Origin of the sequence: Pseudomonas sp. URMO17WK12:I6 (assembly GCF_003253625.1) — a bacterium.
GTDB lineage: Bacteria > Pseudomonadota > Gammaproteobacteria > Pseudomonadales > Pseudomonadaceae > Aquipseudomonas.
Genome location: NZ_QKYZ01000010.1, coordinates 118,901 through 133,463 on the forward strand (window position 1 = coordinate 118,901; position 14,563 = coordinate 133,463).

The following is a 14,563-nucleotide window of genomic DNA, read 5'->3' on the forward strand; positions in this document are numbered from 1 at the left end:
TTCTGTTATCAGAAGTGGAAGTTGGCACTCAGCAGGGCAGTGCGGCCCGGCGCCACGTGGGCGTAGTGCGTCTGGAATACCTGGTCGAAGTAACGCTTGTCGGCCAGGTTTTGTACGTTGAGTTGCAGGTCGACGTTCTTGGTCAGGCGGTAGCTGGCCATCGCGTCGTAACGCCAGTAGGACGGGATCTCCACCGAGTTGGCGACGTTGCCGAACTGGGAATCGACGAAGGTCGCACCGGCACCGACGGTCAATTTGTCCGGCACCAGGTCGTAGGTCGACCAGAACGTGAAGTTGTTTCGTGGGGTGCTTGGCATGTGGTTGCCTTCATCGGCGGCGAGGGTGGTTTTGACCACTTCGCTGTCCATGTAGGTGTAGCCGCCGAAGACTCGCCAGTTACGGGTCAGCTTGCCGGTGTAGGTCAGTTCCAGGCCATTGACCTGCTGTTCGCCGTCCAGCACTTGGGTGGTGCCGCCGTCCGGATCGTTGATACGCGCGTTGGTTTTCTCGGTGCGGAACAGTGCGGCGGTCAGCGACAGGTCATCACCGAAGAAGTCCCACTTGGTGCCGACCTCGTAGTTGCGGTTCTTTTCCGGGTCCAGACTGCTGTTGTTCGCCGCCAGTTCCAGGCCACCGTTGCCGCTGGTTTCGCCGGCCGGGTTGCTGGACGTTGAGTAGGCGGCATAGATGCTGCCGTTTGGCAGCGGGTTGTAGACCACGCCGATCTGGTAGTTCACCAGGTCGCTGGTGTTCTGACGGGAGAAACTGCCCGCTGGAGCCGTGCTGCTGGCGTTGGCGAAACCGCTGGATTCGACCTGGTAGTTGTCATAACGCAGGCCCAGGTTCAGGGACCATTGCTCGTTGAACTTCAGGGTGTCGAACACGTAGGCCGCGGCGGTCTTGGTGTCGGTGTCGGTGAAGGCGTTGCTGTCGGTGATCGTGCCGTTCCAGTTATCCCCAGGCGTCGGGTTGTACAGGCTGGTGCAGTCGCCGGAGTTGAACAGGGCACGGTTGCACTGGGTACCGCTGGCGCTGGAAGTCAGGAGGTACGGGCGGTTGTGGGTGTCCTGATAGGAAAACTCCAGACCGGTCACCAGGCTGTGCTCGATGGCGCCGGTGTTGAATTTGGCACTCAGGTCGGTCTGGTTGATCCAGCCGCTGGACGTCGAGTTACGGCTCTTCGCGCCACGGTAGACACTGCCGTTGGCCACGTTGCCCTTGCTGTCGTCAGGGTTGGTGACGATGTAGTCCAGGGTTGAACGGGACATGCGAAAGCTGTTCGACACGGTCAGGCTATCGTTCAGATCGTGCTCGAGCTTGATCGTGCCGCTGTCGTTGCTGGTCTGGCGATAGTCGCGGCCGGTGAGGCCGTAGAAGTTGTCGCGGTTGACGTTGGCCGGCTTGTCGACGTTGTACTTGCTGCGGTTGGAGCTCAGGGTCAACGGGATGCCGTAGTCGGGCATGTCGTCGGTTTCGACGTGGTAGTAGCCGACGGTCAAGCGGGTGTCGGTGCCCAGGCCGAAGGCGAAGGACGGTGCCACGCCCCAGCGACTGACGTCCACGGCATCACGCCCGGCGACGTTGGCTTCGTGCTTCATCAGGTTCAGCCGGAACGCCGAGGTGTCGGTCATTTGCTGGTTCAGGTCGAGGGTGGTGCGCTTGGTCTGGTCCGAACCCCAGGTGAAGCCGCCGTTGTAGGCATTACCCAGCTTGGCTGTCTTGCTCACCAGGTTCAGGCTGCCACCGGTGGATCCGGCGCCGGTGAAGGCTGATCCCGGGCCCTTGCTGACTTCGATCGATTCAACGTTGAAGATCTCGCGGCTCTGGGACGCCACGTCGCGCATGCCGTCGATGAACACGTCGCTTTCGGCGTTGAAGCCGCGAATGATCGGACGATCACCGGCCGGGTTGCCGCCCTCGCCGGCACCAAAGGTGATACCCGGCGTGGTGCGCAGGGCGTCGACCAGGCTGGTGGCGCCGGTGTCGCGAATCACTTGTTGCGGGATCACGGTGACGCTTTTCGGCGTCTCGCGCAGTGGCGCGGTGTACTTCTTGGAGGCCGAGGTATCGGTCTTGTAGGAGGTGTCATCCTGCTCGCCTACAACGCTGGTCGCGTCCAGGGATATGGCATTGCCGGGTGCTTTTTCGTCGGTCTTCTCGGCCGCGAAAACCATGTGGCCCGCAGAGCCGGCGGTGATCGCCACGCCAATTGCAGACGCGAGCAAACGCGGTGAACTGACCGTTGATTGTGGTTGTTGGCGTGACATGTGAATTCCCCTCCCCAAGGATTTGAGGTCGCGGAATGTAGAGTAAATACGTATCTGTATCAATTGCGAAACGTTGCTATTAGCGACGAATTTACATTCTTTACAATTTGCCTTTACGGTTTTTGCGGTTTCATTCGTCTCTTGGGTTTTACATGTGCAATAAGAATCAATACCATTAACGCCCCTTTGCTTTCAGGTGTCTTTCGATGTTGTTGCACATTCCCGGCGTGTTCGCGAAAGAAGAAGTGCAGCGCATTCGCCAGGCCCTGGCGCAGGCGGATTGGGCCGATGGCAAAATTACCGCCGGTTATCAGTCGGCGAAGGCCAAGCACAATCTGCAACTGCCTGAAGGACATCCGTTGACCAAGGAAATCGGTGCGGCGATGCTCGAACGGCTGTGGAAAAATCCGCAGTTCATGTCAGCGGCATTACCGCACAAGGTCTTCCCTCCGTTGCTGAACTGTTACACGGCCGGTGGCAGTTTCGACTTCCATATCGACAATGCCGTGCGTCAGCCCAAGGGCAGCATCGAGCGGGTGCGCACCGACCTGTCGGCGACGCTGTTCTTCAGTGACCCGGAGGATTACGACGGCGGCGAACTGGAAATCCAGGACACCTTCGGCACCCAGCGCGTGAAATTGCCGGCCGGCGATATGGTCCTGTATCCCGGCACCAGCCTGCACAAGGTCAACGCCGTCACGCGTGGAACCCGCTACGCATCGTTTTTCTGGACGCAAAGCCTGGTGCGTGAAGACAACCAGCGCGCTTTGCTGTTCGAGATGGACGGGGCGATTCAGCAACTGACCCAGGACATGCCCGACCATCCTTCATTGATCCGCCTGACCGGTACTTACCACAACCTGTTGCGTCGCTGGGTCGAGGTATGAGTTATCAATTGCGCCGCGAGGAAGTCCTCGACGGTGATCGCCTCAAGGCCATGCTGGAGGAAAGCCCGGCGCGCGCAGCCCAGGCGATTCTGATCGCCGCCCGTGAAGGTGTGCTGGATGCCCAGGCCTTGCTGGGACAGATTTTGCTGGACGGGCGGGGTATCGAGCGGGATCAGCCGCTGGCGCTGCGCTGGTTCGAGATTGCGGCTCAGCGCGGGCACTTGATGGCGCGCAACATGCTTGGTCGTTGCCATGAACATGGCTGGGGGTGCACCGCCAACGCCACGAGCGCCGCGGGGCATTATCGCCTCGCCGCCGAGGCAGGACTGGATTGGGCGATGTACAACTACGCCAATCTGCTGGCTACCGGGCGCGGGGTGGTCGAGGATCAGGCGCAAGCGCTGAATCTCTATCGGCGTGCCGCTGAATTGGGCCACGCAAAGTCGATGAACCTGCTGGGGCGATACCTGGAAGAGGGGCACGATTGCCCGGCAGATCCGCACGCTGCCCGTGACTGGTATCGACGCTCGGCTGAAGGAGGGGATTTTCGCGGTCAGTTCAGTTATGCGGCGGTGTTGGCGGATGAAGGCAAGGTCGACGAGGCGTTGGGCTGGTTACGCAAGGCCTTGGATGGCGGGAATTTGAATTTCTTGCGGGTGGCGAGCAAGGTGCTATTGACGTCGACCGATCCAAGAATTCATGGGCTGGCTACCGAGTATCAACAGCGTGCTCGGGAGCTGACGCCAGGATAGATCGTTCCCACGCCCTGTGTGGGAGCGGTCAGCACAGGCACAAAAAAGCCCATGACACGTCATGGGCTTTTTGATTTCTGCGTGCAGTGCTTATACGTAGAACGACTTCAGCGGCGGGAAGCCATTGAACTCGACGGCGCTGTAGCTGGTGGTGTACGCACCGGTCGACAGCCAGTACAAACGATCACCGATCGCCAGGTTCAGCGGCAAACCGTACTTGTAGTTTTCGTACATGATGTCGGCGCTGTCGCAGGTCGGGCCGGCGATGACCACTTCTTCCATCTCGCCTTTCTTCTCGGTCCAGATCGGGAACTTGATGGCTTCGTCCATGGTTTCGATCAGGCCGGAGAACTTGCCCACATCCGTGTACACCCAACGCTCTACAGCGGTACGGGATTTACGCGCCACCAGCACCACTTCGCTGACCAGAATGCCGGCGTTGGCGATCAGCGAACGGCCCGGCTCCAGGATGATTTCCGGCAGGTCGTCGCCGAAGTCTTCCTTCAGGAAGCGGATGATTTCTTCAGCGTAGGTTTCCAGGCTGTTGGTGCGGGTGATGTAGTTGGCCGGGAAGCCGCCACCCATGTTGATCAGCTTCAGGTGGATGCCGTCTTCTTCTTTCAGGCGTTCGAAGATCACTTTGACCTTGGCGATTGCCGCGTCCCAGACGCTGATGTCGCGCTGTTGCGAACCGACGTGGAACGAGATGCCGTATGGCACCAGGCCCAGGTCACGAGCCAGGATCAGCAGGTCCATGGCCATGTCGGTCTGGCAGCCGAATTTGCGCGACAAAGGCCAGTCGGCAGTGGTCGAGCCTTCAGTCAGGATACGCACGTAGACTTTCGAGCCCGGAGCTGCCTTGGCGATGTTGCGCAGGTCGGCTTCGGAGTCGGTCGCGTACAGGCGCACGCCCTTGTCGTAGAAGTAGCGAATGTCTTTGGATTTCTTGATGGTGTTGCCGTAGCTGATCTGGTCGGCGCTGACGCCACGGCTCAGCACTTTGTCCAGCTCATAGATCGAGGCGATGTCGAAGCTCGAGCCTTTCTCTTTGAGCAGGTCGATGATTTCCACGGCCGGGTTGGCCTTGACCGCGTAGTAGACCTTGGCGAATTCGAAACCGGCACGCAGGTCGTCATAGGCCTGGGCGATCATCGCGGTGTCGATCACCACGAACGGGGTTTCTTGTTTGTCGGCGAAGGCCTTCATTTTCTGGAAGGTTTCGCGCGCGAAATAGTCTTCGACGTTGATCGACATGCTGGGAACTCCTACTGGCAAACTGAAATTATCAATGGGTGCAAATGAACGCCCTCCGTATCCCCACTTTGGTTCGCCTACTTCCCAAGGCATGTCGCCGAAAGCAAAAAGGCCATGGGAAATGCAGATTCCCTTGGCCTTGCTGTCTCGTCGTCAGTACTTGAGCCGGATGGATCGTTTCCAGCATGGACGTTCGGCGCGAACTTTAGGGCGTGAGGGGCTTGAGATCAACAAAAAATGTCGCGTTTTTGCACGCTTCCGTCGTGCGGTCCCTGACAGCTACTGATGTAACCGACCTGCGTGACAGTGTGATGTTCCCAAGACAAGGATTTTAGAAGGGAGCTTGCTTGGCTTTTGTGGCGAGGGAGCTTGCTCCCGCTGGGGCGCGTAGCGCCCCCAAAATCAGGCAATGCGGTTCTTCAGTAGGATCGCATCGGCTGACTTCACGACTGCTTCGCGGCCGGACGGGAGCAAGCTCCCTCGCCACAAAAGCACTAGAGCCTCATACAAGTCAGGTCAACGCAGTTTCCGCTGGCGAAACAATGCTGGTCTTGCCCCCACGGGACTTGCCGGAGCTCAAATATTCCGCAATCGATTCCTGAGTCACCTCACCGAGAAACACCCGCTCGGCGTCCATCACCGGCAGCCACGAGCGGTTGAACTCGTACATACGCGACAGCAGGATGCGCAAATGTTCGTCATACGCCGCGGTGGCGTTGAACTCGCGCCGGTATTGCGCGCAGGTGCCGGTCTGGCGATGCAGGTCGCGCCGACGCACATAGCCCAAGGCTTTGTTCTCGGCGCAGGTCACCACCACGTAGCGGCGGTCCAGTTCGTCCATCAATTCCAGCGCTTCGGCCACCGGGGTTTCCGGGCTCACCGACGGCGCGTTGTCCGCCGCATCTTCAGCCTTCACCAGCAGCAAGCGTTTGAGCGTGCTGTCCTGGCCGACGAAGTTGCTGACAAAATCGTCCGCCGGATGCGCGAGCAAGGTGTCTGGGTGGTCGATCTGCAACAGCTTGCCGGCGCGGAAGATCGCGATTTTGTCGCCGAGCTTGATGGCTTCGTCGATGTCATGGCTGACCATGATCACGGTCTTGTTCAGCGCCCGTTGCATCTCGAAGAACTCGTTCTGGATCATTTCGCGGTTGATCGGGTCGACCGCGCCGAACGGTTCGTCCATCAACAACAGCGGCGCATCCGCCGCCAGTGCTCGAATCACACCGATCCGCTGTTGTTGGCCGCCGGACAATTCACGGGGGTAGCGAGTCAGGTATTGCTTGGGTTCAAGCTTGATCATGCTCATCAACTCGCGGGCGCGGTCGTGGCATTTCTGTTTGTCCCAGCCGAGCAGGCGCGGAACGATGGTGATGTTTTCCTCGATGGTCATGTTCGGGAACAGACCGATCTGCTGGATCACATAACCGATGTTGCGGCGCAGGGTCACTTCGTCGAGGTCGGTGGTGTCTTCGCCGTTGATCAGGATCTTGCCCGAAGTCGGTTTGATCAACCGGTTGATCATTTTCAGCGTGGTGCTCTTGCCGCAGCCCGATGGCCCGAGGAACACGCAGATCTCGCCTTCATTGACGGTCAGACTCACCGAGTCCACGGCTTTCACATCTTTGCCGTTGCTTTGGAAGGTCTTGCTGAGGTTTTGAAGTTCGATCATTTGAGCAGTCCTTTTGGAGTCAGCGTGCGTTGCAGCCATTGCAGAAGCAGGTCGGCGAAGATGGCCAGGAGACTGACCAGCACCGCGCCGACGATCAGCATCGACATGTCGCTGCGGCTGATGGAAGCGAGGATGAGTACACCGAGGCCACCGGCGCCGATGGTGGCGGCGATGGTCATCACGCCGATGTTCATCACTACGGCGGTGCGGACACCGGCGAGGATCACCGGCACGGCAATCGGCAGTTCGACCATGCGCAGGCGCTGACCGAAGGTCATGCCGATACCCCGGGCGGCTTCGCGAATGCCGGCTTCCACGCCGGTCAGCGCCAGGTAGGTGTTACGCATGATCGGCAGCAGCGAATAGAGAAACACGGCGGTGATTGCCGGCATCGGGCCCAGGCCCTGGCCGAACCTGGAATAGAACGGCAACAGCAGGCCGAATAGCGCAATCGACGGCACGGTCAGCAAAACCGTGGCGCTGGCTTGCAACGGGCCGGCCAATGTCGGGAAGCGGGTCATCAGGATGCCCAGCGGCACGCCGACCAGAATCGCCAGCGTTACCGCGATGCCAACCAGGGTGATGTGCTGCCAGGTCAGGTGCAGCACTAGCGGCCAATCGAGATGGGAAAAGGCGTTGAGAAATTCCATGTCTTTTTCTCCTCTGCCTTATTGAACAGACAGCAGTGGATGCTGGCGCAGGAAATCGGCGGCAACGGATGAAGGGCTTTCGTGATCGACATCGACCCGTGCGTTGAGCTGGCGCATGGTGGCGTCGTCGAACAGTTCGGCCAGTGGCTTGAGCTCTTCGGCGAGTTTCGGGTGGGCATCGAGGTAGGCCTGGCGCACCACCGGCGCGGCGGTGTAGTCGGGGAAGTAATGCTTGTCGTCTTCGAGCAGCTTGAGTTTGAAGGCGTTCAAGCGACCGTCGGTGGTGTAGACCAGGCCGGCGAACACCTGGCCATTGCGCAAGGCGGTGTAGACCAGCCCGGCATCCATCTGGCGAATGTTGTTGCGGGTCAGGTTCATGCCGTAGAGATCAACCATGCCGCCCAGGCCGTCGGAACGGTTGGCGAATTCGGTGTCCAAAGCGACGAGGTGATTAGTCTTCGCCTCGGCTTGCAACACCTCGTTCAACTGGCTGATGGTGTTGATCTGCGGGTAAGCCTTCGCGGTTTTTTCCGGCAGGGCCAGGGCGTAGGTGTTGCTGAATTTCGACGGAGTCAGCCAGATCAGGCCTTTTTTCTCGTCGAGTTCTTTCACCCGGGCGTAGGACTGCGCGCTGTCGAGTTTTTCAGTGACATGGTTGTAAGCCACCAGCGAGACGCCGGTGTATTCCCAGAGCATGTCCAGTTGGCCGCTTTCGTGAGCACTGCGGGCCAGATTGCTGCCCAGGCCGCCGGTCACCTGGGTGTCGTAACCCTTGGTGCGCAGGTATTGGGAGGTGATTTCCGCCAGCAGGGTTTGTTCGGTGAACACCCGGGCGCCAATGCGGATCACGGGTTTTTCAGCGGCTTGGGCGATTCCTGCGAACAGCAGAACGCAGCCTAGTAAAAAGCTTGATGTCTTCATGAGAATTCCTTTGCCGAGGCTTAAGACGGGCGCAGGCCGCGTTCGAGCCAGAGGCGGCTGGCGAGTGTCACCAGTCCGTCGAGCAGCAAGGCCAGCAGGGCGGTGCAGGCCGCGCCGAGCAGCAGTTGCGGCTGATTGTTCAGGGCGATGCCGGGGAAAATCAGGCTGCCCAGGCTGTTGGCGCCAATCAGGAACGCCAGCGGCGCGGTCCCGACGTTGATCGCCAATGCCACGCGCACGCCACCGATGATGATTGGCACGGCATTCGGCAATTCGACCCGGCACAGCACCTGAGTCGGGGTCATGCCGATGCCGACGGCGGCTTCCTTGAGCGAACCCTGAACGTTTTTCAGCCCTTCATAGGTGTTGCGCACGATCGGCAACAGCGAAGCCAGGAACAGAGCGAAGATTGCCGGACCGCTGCCGATGCCGAGGATGCCCAGGGCGATGGCCAGTACGGCGAGCGGCGGCACGGTATTGCCGATGTTGAAGATCTGCATGAAGCGTTCGGCGCGTCCAACCATGGTCGGGCGGCTGAGAAAGATACCGGCGGGTATGCCCACAACAAGGGCGGCCAGCATGGAAGCGAGGACAAGAATCAGATGAGCTTGCAGGTAAAACAACAAATCGTCGCGGTACTGTTCGATCGTGTTGATGCCAATCCAGTGGACCAGCAGGGCCAGAAGAGCGACGACAACCGCACCTCCTGCCAGCCCTTTGCCATAGCGAATAGCCACAGGCAGACTCCTTTTTTCAGTCGGCGAACGCAGTCCCGTGTGGCATGCCATTCCTGGCTGCCGGGAAAATAACGTTCGCGAGAAGCAGCTCTTCATGCTGATGAAACCGCATGAGATAGAGCCATAAGCGCAGCCTCGTCAGGCTAACTTGCTGATTTTTCAGCCCCTGACGATGGGTCGTAACAGGGGAGTGGACGTCTCCAGCTTTTAAAAGGTTCCATAATCAGCAGCATTTAGCCACCAAGAAGGAGCTGCCCGCGCTGATTACGGCCATCGGCAGCTCCTGTGCGTGGTGGTCCGTAGATCACTTTTTAAGCTATACTCGCCGCCCTTTTTTGAATCACCGCCAGGCGATTTCCCATGACCAAACAGGCCGCCGAAGTCGCGAAACGCCGCACTTTCGCCATTATTTCCCACCCCGATGCCGGTAAGACCACCATCACCGAGAAGCTCTTGCTGATGGGCAAGGCGATTGCGGTTGCCGGCACGGTGAAATCTCGCAAGTCCGACCGCCATGCCACCTCCGACTGGATGGAAATGGAAAAACAACGGGGTATTTCCATTACCACGTCGGTCATGCAGTTCCCGTATCGCGACCACATGATCAACCTGCTCGACACCCCGGGCCACGAAGACTTCTCCGAAGATACTTACCGCACCCTGACTGCGGTGGACTCGGCATTGATGGTCCTCGACGGCGGTAAGGGTGTAGAACCACGGACCATCGCCCTGATGGACGTCTGCCGTCTGCGTGACACGCCGATCGTCAGCTTCATCAACAAACTCGACCGTGACATCCGCGACCCGATCGAACTGCTCGACGAAATCGAAGCGGTCCTGAAGATCAAGGCCGCGCCGATCACCTGGCCGATCGGTTGCTACCGCGACTTCAAGGGTGTTTATCACCTCGCCGACGACTACATCATCGTCTACACCGCCGGCCACGGTCATGAGCGCACCGAAACCAAAATCATCGAGAAGCTCGATTCCGATGAAGCGCGCGCACACTTGGGTGACGAGTACGAGCGTTTCATCGAGCAGCTGGAACTGGTGCAGGGCGCCTGCCACGAATTCAATCAACAGGAATTCCTCGACGGCCAACTGACCCCGGTGTTCTTCGGTACCGCGCTGGGCAACTTCGGTGTCGATCACGTGCTCGACGCTGTGGTCGACTGGGCACCGCAACCACTGGCCCGTGTCGCCAACGAGCGCACCGTCGAGCCGGTGGAAGAGAAGTTCAGCGGTTTCGTGTTCAAGATCCAGGCGAACATGGACCCCAAACACCGCGACCGCATTGCCTTCATGCGTATTTGCTCCGGCAAATACGAAAAGGGCATGAAGATGCGCCATGTGCGCACCGGCAAGGACGTGCGGATCGGCGACGCGCTGACCTTCTTCTCGTCCGAGCGTGAGCAACTGGAAGAAGCGTTCGCCGGCGACATCATCGGCCTGCACAACCACGGCACCATCCAGATCGGCGATACCTTCACCGAAGGCGAAACCCTGGGTTTCACCGGCATCCCGCACTTCGCCCCGGAACTGTTCCGTCGCGTACGCCTGCGCGATCCACTGAAATCCAAGCAACTGCGTCAAGGCTTGCAGCAACTGGCCGAAGAAGGCGCCACCCAGGTGTTCTTCCCCGAGCGCAGCAACGACATCATTCTCGGCGCCGTCGGTGTGCTGCAGTTCGATGTGGTCGCCAGCCGTTTGAAAGAGGAATACAAGGTCGAGTGCTCCTACGAGCCGATCACCGTGTATTCCGCGCGCTGGATCGAGTCCGGCGACAAGAAGAAGCTTGAGGAATTCACCAACAAGGCCGTGGAAAACCTCGCCCTCGACGGCGGCGGTCACCTGACCTACCTGGCCCCGACCCGGGTCAACCTGGCACTGATGGAAGAACGCTGGCCGGACGTGAAATTCCGTGCGACGCGTGAGCATCACTAAGCGCTGAGTTGCAAACCCCAAAGCCCCGATGCGCGAGTCTCGGGGCTTTTTATTGTCTGGGCTGTGTACCGCACCGAAGCGACTCAGTTGTCCGGGCGTCCTTCCGTGCTCGCCGAGCCCGCATCACTTAGTTGATCTGGTTATAGGCATTATTCGAAACCAATCTCCCTTCTCACGGCATTTCCCGACCTTCGTTAGCGTCCTATCTGGAGAATCGCGCTAAATTTCTCTCTGCGCCATTCCGGCACCCATGCTTCACCCAAGAAAGGATGGAATCGGCTATGAGCATTATTCAACGCATAGTGTTGCTGCTGAAGGTTTTGGTGATGATATCCCTCGGCACGTCAGCGGCGTGGGCGGAGTGCACGAACCATGATGAACAGGCCTGGAGCGGGCAAGGCGTGCACAGCGAGCTGATGCTCGCCGCATCGGAATCGGGTAGCTCGAACGATGATGACTCGACCGACGACTCGGACAGCAACGAAGACGACACTTGAGCCTGAATGACAGGCAAAAGAAAACCCCGTCTGCCTGACTGATGCGCAGTCGGGGCAGAAGGGGTTTGGTTAACTCAGCAAAAGCGCGCCCCGGCACCGGGGCGCGTTTTTTTCAGGCCGCGCCGTCGAGGAATTGCTCGGCGTAGTGGCAAGCCACCTGGCGTGTGTCGAGCAGACGCAGGGCCGGCTCTTCGATGGCACAGCGCTCGGTCGCGTACGGGCAGCGCTTGTGGAAGGCGCAGCCGGACGGTGGATTCAGCGGGTTTGGCAGTTCGCCGACGATCTTGATTTTCGGCTTGTCCGGATCCGGGTGAATGGTCGGCGTCGCCGACAACAACGCCTGGGTGTACGGGTGCAGGGGACGGGTGTAGATGTCCTCTTTCGGCCCCATTTCCACCGGACGGCCGAGGTACATCACCATCACGTGATCGGCAACGTGGCGTACCACCGCCAGGTTGTGGGAGATGAACACGTAGGCGGTGTTGAACTCTTGCTGCAAATCCATGAACAGGTTGAGTACCTGCGCCTGAATCGACACGTCCAGCGCCGAGGTCGGTTCGTCCGCCACCAGCACTTTCGGCTGCAACATCATCGCGCGGGCCAGGGCGATCCGCTGGCGCTGACCGCCGGAGAACATGTGCGGATAGCGCTGGTAGTGCTCGGGACGCAAGCCCACCTGCTTCATCATCGCCTGGACTTTCTCGCGACGTTCGGCGGCACTGAGGTTGGTGTTGATCAATAATGGCTCTGCAAGCTGATCACCGATTTTCTGCCGTGGATTCAACGACGCGTACGGGCTCTGGAACACCATCTGCACATCTTTGCGCAGTTGCTTGCGCTGAGCCTTGTCGGCACCGGCGACTTCCTGCCCGGCGATTTTCAACGAGCCGGAGGATGGCTCTTCGATCAACGTCAGGGCACGGGCCAGGGTGGATTTGCCGCAACCGGACTCACCCACGACAGCGAGGGTCTTGCCGGCTTCCAGTTCGAACGACACACCGTTGAGGGCGCGCACGGTCGCATGGCCCTTGAACAGGCCACGGGACACTTCGTAGTGACGGGTCAGGTTGCGGGCGGTAAGTACGACGGCCATTACGCCACCTCCTGGTTCAACGGGTAGAAGCAGCGGGCGAGGCTGTTGCTTTTCTGGTCAAGGGCTGGACGCTGGGTGCGGCAATTGTCTTGCACGTACGGGCAGCGCGGCGACAGCAGGCAACCTTGCGGACGGTCGTAACGACCGGGAACGATGCCCGGTAGCGTCGACAGGCGCGCAGCACCCAGGCTGTGTTCTGGAATGGCCTTGAGCAGCGCTTCGCTGTACGGGTGCGCCGGAATGTCGAACAGTTGTGGCACCTGACCGACTTCAACCGCTTGGCCGGCGTACATCACGCACACGCGCTGGGCGGTTTCGGCCACGACCGCGAGGTCGTGGGTAATCAGCACCAGGCCCATGTTCTGCTCTTTCTGCAGGGCCAGCAGCAGGTCCATGATCTGCGCCTGAATCGTTACGTCGAGCGCGGTGGTCGGTTCGTCGGCGATCAGCAGTTTTGGTTCGCCGGCAATCGCCATGGCGATTGCAACACGCTGGCTCATGCCGCCGGAGAGTTGATGCGGGTAGGCATCCATACGGCTGGCGGCGCCTGGGATTTCCACTTTTTCCAGCAGTTCGATGGCGCGAGCGCGGGCTTGCTTGCCGGACATTTTCAGGTGCAGGCGCAGCACTTCTTCGATCTGGAAGCCCACGGTGTAGCTCGGGTTCAGCGCGGTCATCGGGTCCTGGAAGACCATGGCCAGGTCTTTGCCGACGATCTGTCGACGCTGACGGTTGCTGAGCGCGAGCATGTTCTTGCCGTCGAAATTCAGGGCGTCAGCGGTGACGATCCCCGGATGCTCGATCAGGCCCATCAGCGCCATCATGGTCACGGACTTGCCGGAACCCGACTCGCCAACGATGGCCAGCACTTCGCCCTTTTCCACGGATATGTCGAGACCATCGACCACCGGAACGGCGTTGGCGTCGCCGAAGCGAACGTTGAGATTCTTGATTTCTAACAGTGACATTTGAATCTCCTCAGGCGGCGTTCTTGAGTTTCGGGTCCAGCGCATCGCGCAGGCCGTCGCCCATCAAGTTGATTGCCAGCACGCTGAGCAAAATGGTCAAACCAGGCAAGCTCACCACCCACCAGGCGCGTTCGATGTAGTCGCGAGCCGAAGCCAGCATGGTGCCCCACTCAGGGGTTGGCGGTTGTACGCCAAGGCCGAGGAAGCCCAGTGCCGCGGCATCGAGAATCGCCGAGGAGAAACTCAAGGTGGCCTGAACAATCAGCGGCGCCATGCAGTTGGGCAGCACGGTGACGAACATCAGGCGAGGCAGACCGGCACCGGCCAGGCGCGCGGCGGTCACGTAGTCGCGGTTCAATTCGCCCATCACCGCGGCGCGGGTCAGACGAACATAGGACGGCAACGAAACCACGGCGATGGCAATAATGGTGTTGATCAGGCCAGGGCCGAGGATGGCGACAATTGCCACCGCCAGCAGCAGGGACGGCAGGGCCAGCATGATGTCCATCAGACGCATGATGGTCGGGCCGAGCACGCGCGGGAAGAACCCGGCGAACAGTCCCATCAGGATGCCTGGAATCAGCGACATCACCACCGATGACAAGCCGATCAGCAGGGACAGGCGCGAGCCGTGAATCAAACGCGACAGCAGGTCACGACCGAGTTCATCGGTACCCAGCAGGAACTGGATATGCCCGCTTTCCAGCCAGGAGGGCGGGGTCAGCAGGAAGTCGCGGTACTGTTCGCTCGGGTTATGCGGTGCGACCCATGGGGCGAAGATCGCGCAGAAAATCACCAGCAGCATGAACAACAGGCCGGCGACGGCCCCTTTGTTCCTGGAAAAGGCCTGCCAGAATTCTTTGTAGGGCGACGGATACAGCAGGCTTTGATCGACTGCTACCGGTGTAGTGAGAGTGGTCATGG

At 59.7% G+C, this 14,563-nt stretch carries 13 protein-coding genes; 4 read left to right on the forward strand and 9 right to left on the reverse strand.

Translation table 11 applies throughout. From position 1 onward, the window contains the following. Nucleotides 1–8: 8 nt before the first annotated feature. Nucleotides 9–2,267 carry a TonB-dependent siderophore receptor gene (locus F475_RS19045; protein WP_111454489.1) on the reverse strand — a complete coding sequence of 753 codons (2,259 nt, stop codon included), beginning with the start codon at nucleotides 2,265–2,267 and terminating at the stop codon, nucleotides 9–11. Nucleotides 2,268–2,473: 206 nt separating this feature from the next. Here F475_RS19045 and F475_RS19050 point away from each other — a divergent pair, with 206 nt between their 5' ends. Both F475_RS19050 and F475_RS19055 read left to right on the forward strand, forming a co-directional pair. After that, the gene (locus F475_RS19050) at nucleotides 2,474–3,154 is read left to right on the forward strand and encodes a Fe2+-dependent dioxygenase (RefSeq protein ID WP_111454490.1); all 681 of its coding nucleotides are present in this window, start codon (nucleotides 2,474–2,476) and stop codon (nucleotides 3,152–3,154) included. Further along, on the forward strand, nucleotides 3,151–3,906 hold the full coding sequence (locus F475_RS19055; RefSeq protein WP_111454491.1) for a tetratricopeptide repeat protein: 756 nt from the start codon (nucleotides 3,151–3,153) through the stop codon (nucleotides 3,904–3,906). Before F475_RS19050 ends, F475_RS19055 begins: the two co-directional genes overlap by 4 nt. A gap of 90 nt (nucleotides 3,907–3,996) precedes the next feature. On the opposite strand, the gene F475_RS19060 is transcribed toward F475_RS19055, so the two are convergent. The 5 genes from F475_RS19060 to F475_RS19085 all read right to left on the reverse strand — a co-directional run bounded on the left by F475_RS19060 (nucleotide 3,997) and on the right by F475_RS19085 (nucleotide 9,137). Continuing rightward, on the reverse strand, nucleotides 3,997–5,160 hold the full coding sequence (locus F475_RS19060; protein ID WP_018929507.1) for a type III PLP-dependent enzyme: 1,164 nt from the start codon (nucleotides 5,158–5,160) through the stop codon (nucleotides 3,997–3,999). Nucleotides 5,161–5,671: 511 nt separating this feature from the next. Then, entirely contained in the window at nucleotides 5,672–6,829 is a 1,158-nt protein-coding gene (locus F475_RS19070; protein ID WP_111454492.1) for a betaine/proline/choline family ABC transporter ATP-binding protein, read from the reverse strand. Continuing rightward, entirely contained in the window at nucleotides 6,826–7,479 is a 654-nt protein-coding gene (locus tag F475_RS19075; protein ID WP_111454493.1) for an ABC transporter permease, read from the reverse strand. The genes F475_RS19070 and F475_RS19075 overlap by 4 nt, the downstream gene beginning before the upstream one ends. Nucleotides 7,480–7,497: 18 nt before the next feature. After that, nucleotides 7,498–8,400, reverse strand: coding sequence for a glycine betaine ABC transporter substrate-binding protein (locus F475_RS19080; RefSeq protein WP_111454494.1), 903 nt, complete (start codon nucleotides 8,398–8,400; stop codon nucleotides 7,498–7,500). Between the two features lie 20 nt (nucleotides 8,401–8,420). Next, complete coding sequence (locus tag F475_RS19085) at nucleotides 8,421–9,137, reverse strand: ABC transporter permease (RefSeq protein ID WP_111454495.1); 717 nt, start codon at nucleotides 9,135–9,137, stop codon at nucleotides 8,421–8,423. Nucleotides 9,138–9,497: 360 nt separating this feature from the next. On the opposite strand from F475_RS19085, the gene F475_RS19090 reads away from it, so the two are divergent. Beyond that, complete coding sequence (locus F475_RS19090) at nucleotides 9,498–11,081, forward strand: peptide chain release factor 3 (protein WP_064616153.1); 1,584 nt, start codon at nucleotides 9,498–9,500, stop codon at nucleotides 11,079–11,081. 281 nt (nucleotides 11,082–11,362) lie between these two features. Then, a complete protein-coding gene (locus F475_RS19095) occupies nucleotides 11,363–11,578 on the forward strand; it encodes a hypothetical protein (protein ID WP_111454496.1) in 216 nt (71 codons plus the stop codon). A 112-nt stretch (nucleotides 11,579–11,690) separates the two neighbouring features. Here the strand turns inward: F475_RS19095 and F475_RS19100 are convergent, their stop codons facing one another. Genes F475_RS19100 through F475_RS19110 form a run of 3 tightly spaced genes read right to left on the reverse strand, consistent with a single transcriptional unit; the run spans nucleotide 11,691 to nucleotide 14,561 of the window. Continuing rightward, nucleotides 11,691–12,671 carry a peptide ABC transporter ATP-binding protein gene (locus F475_RS19100; protein WP_064616155.1) on the reverse strand — a complete coding sequence of 327 codons (981 nt, stop codon included), beginning with the start codon at nucleotides 12,669–12,671 and terminating at the stop codon, nucleotides 11,691–11,693. Next, nucleotides 12,671–13,639 (reverse strand): ABC transporter ATP-binding protein, encoded by a 969-nt coding sequence (locus F475_RS19105; protein ID WP_019651113.1) that lies wholly within the window; start codon nucleotides 13,637–13,639, stop codon nucleotides 12,671–12,673. The genes F475_RS19100 and F475_RS19105 overlap by 1 nt, the downstream gene beginning before the upstream one ends. Nucleotides 13,640–13,649: 10 nt before the next feature. Then, nucleotides 13,650–14,561: an ABC transporter permease subunit gene (locus F475_RS19110; protein WP_019582425.1), complete on the reverse strand. Its 912-nt coding sequence runs from the start codon at nucleotides 14,559–14,561 to the stop codon at nucleotides 13,650–13,652. Nucleotides 14,562–14,563: the final 2 nt, after the last annotated feature.

Excerpts from the sequence above, each read along its gene's own strand:
- F475_RS19110 (WP_019582425.1), bottom strand. The coding sequence starts at position 14,561 with ATGACCACTCTCACTACACCGGTAGCAGTCGATCAAAGCCTGCTGTAT.
- F475_RS19055 (WP_111454491.1), top strand. The coding sequence starts at position 3,151 with ATGAGTTATCAATTGCGCCGCGAGGAAGTCCTCGACGGTGATCGCCTC.
- F475_RS19095 (WP_111454496.1), top strand. The coding sequence starts at position 11,363 with ATGAGCATTATTCAACGCATAGTGTTGCTGCTGAAGGTTTTGGTGATG.
- F475_RS19060 (WP_018929507.1), bottom strand. The coding sequence starts at position 5,160 with ATGTCGATCAACGTCGAAGACTATTTCGCGCGCGAAACCTTCCAGAAA.
- F475_RS19050 (WP_111454490.1), top strand. The coding sequence starts at position 2,474 with ATGTTGTTGCACATTCCCGGCGTGTTCGCGAAAGAAGAAGTGCAGCGC.
- F475_RS19045 (WP_111454489.1), bottom strand. The coding sequence starts at position 2,267 with ATGTCACGCCAACAACCACAATCAACGGTCAGTTCACCGCGTTTGCTC.
- F475_RS19075 (WP_111454493.1), bottom strand. The coding sequence starts at position 7,479 with ATGGAATTTCTCAACGCCTTTTCCCATCTCGATTGGCCGCTAGTGCTG.
- F475_RS19100 (WP_064616155.1), bottom strand. The coding sequence starts at position 12,671 with ATGGCCGTCGTACTTACCGCCCGCAACCTGACCCGTCACTACGAAGTG.
- F475_RS19070 (WP_111454492.1), bottom strand. The coding sequence starts at position 6,829 with ATGATCGAACTTCAAAACCTCAGCAAGACCTTCCAAAGCAACGGCAAA.
- F475_RS19105 (WP_019651113.1), bottom strand. The coding sequence starts at position 13,639 with ATGTCACTGTTAGAAATCAAGAATCTCAACGTTCGCTTCGGCGACGCC.
- F475_RS19090 (WP_064616153.1), top strand. The coding sequence starts at position 9,498 with ATGACCAAACAGGCCGCCGAAGTCGCGAAACGCCGCACTTTCGCCATT.
- F475_RS19080 (WP_111454494.1), bottom strand. The coding sequence starts at position 8,400 with ATGAAGACATCAAGCTTTTTACTAGGCTGCGTTCTGCTGTTCGCAGGA.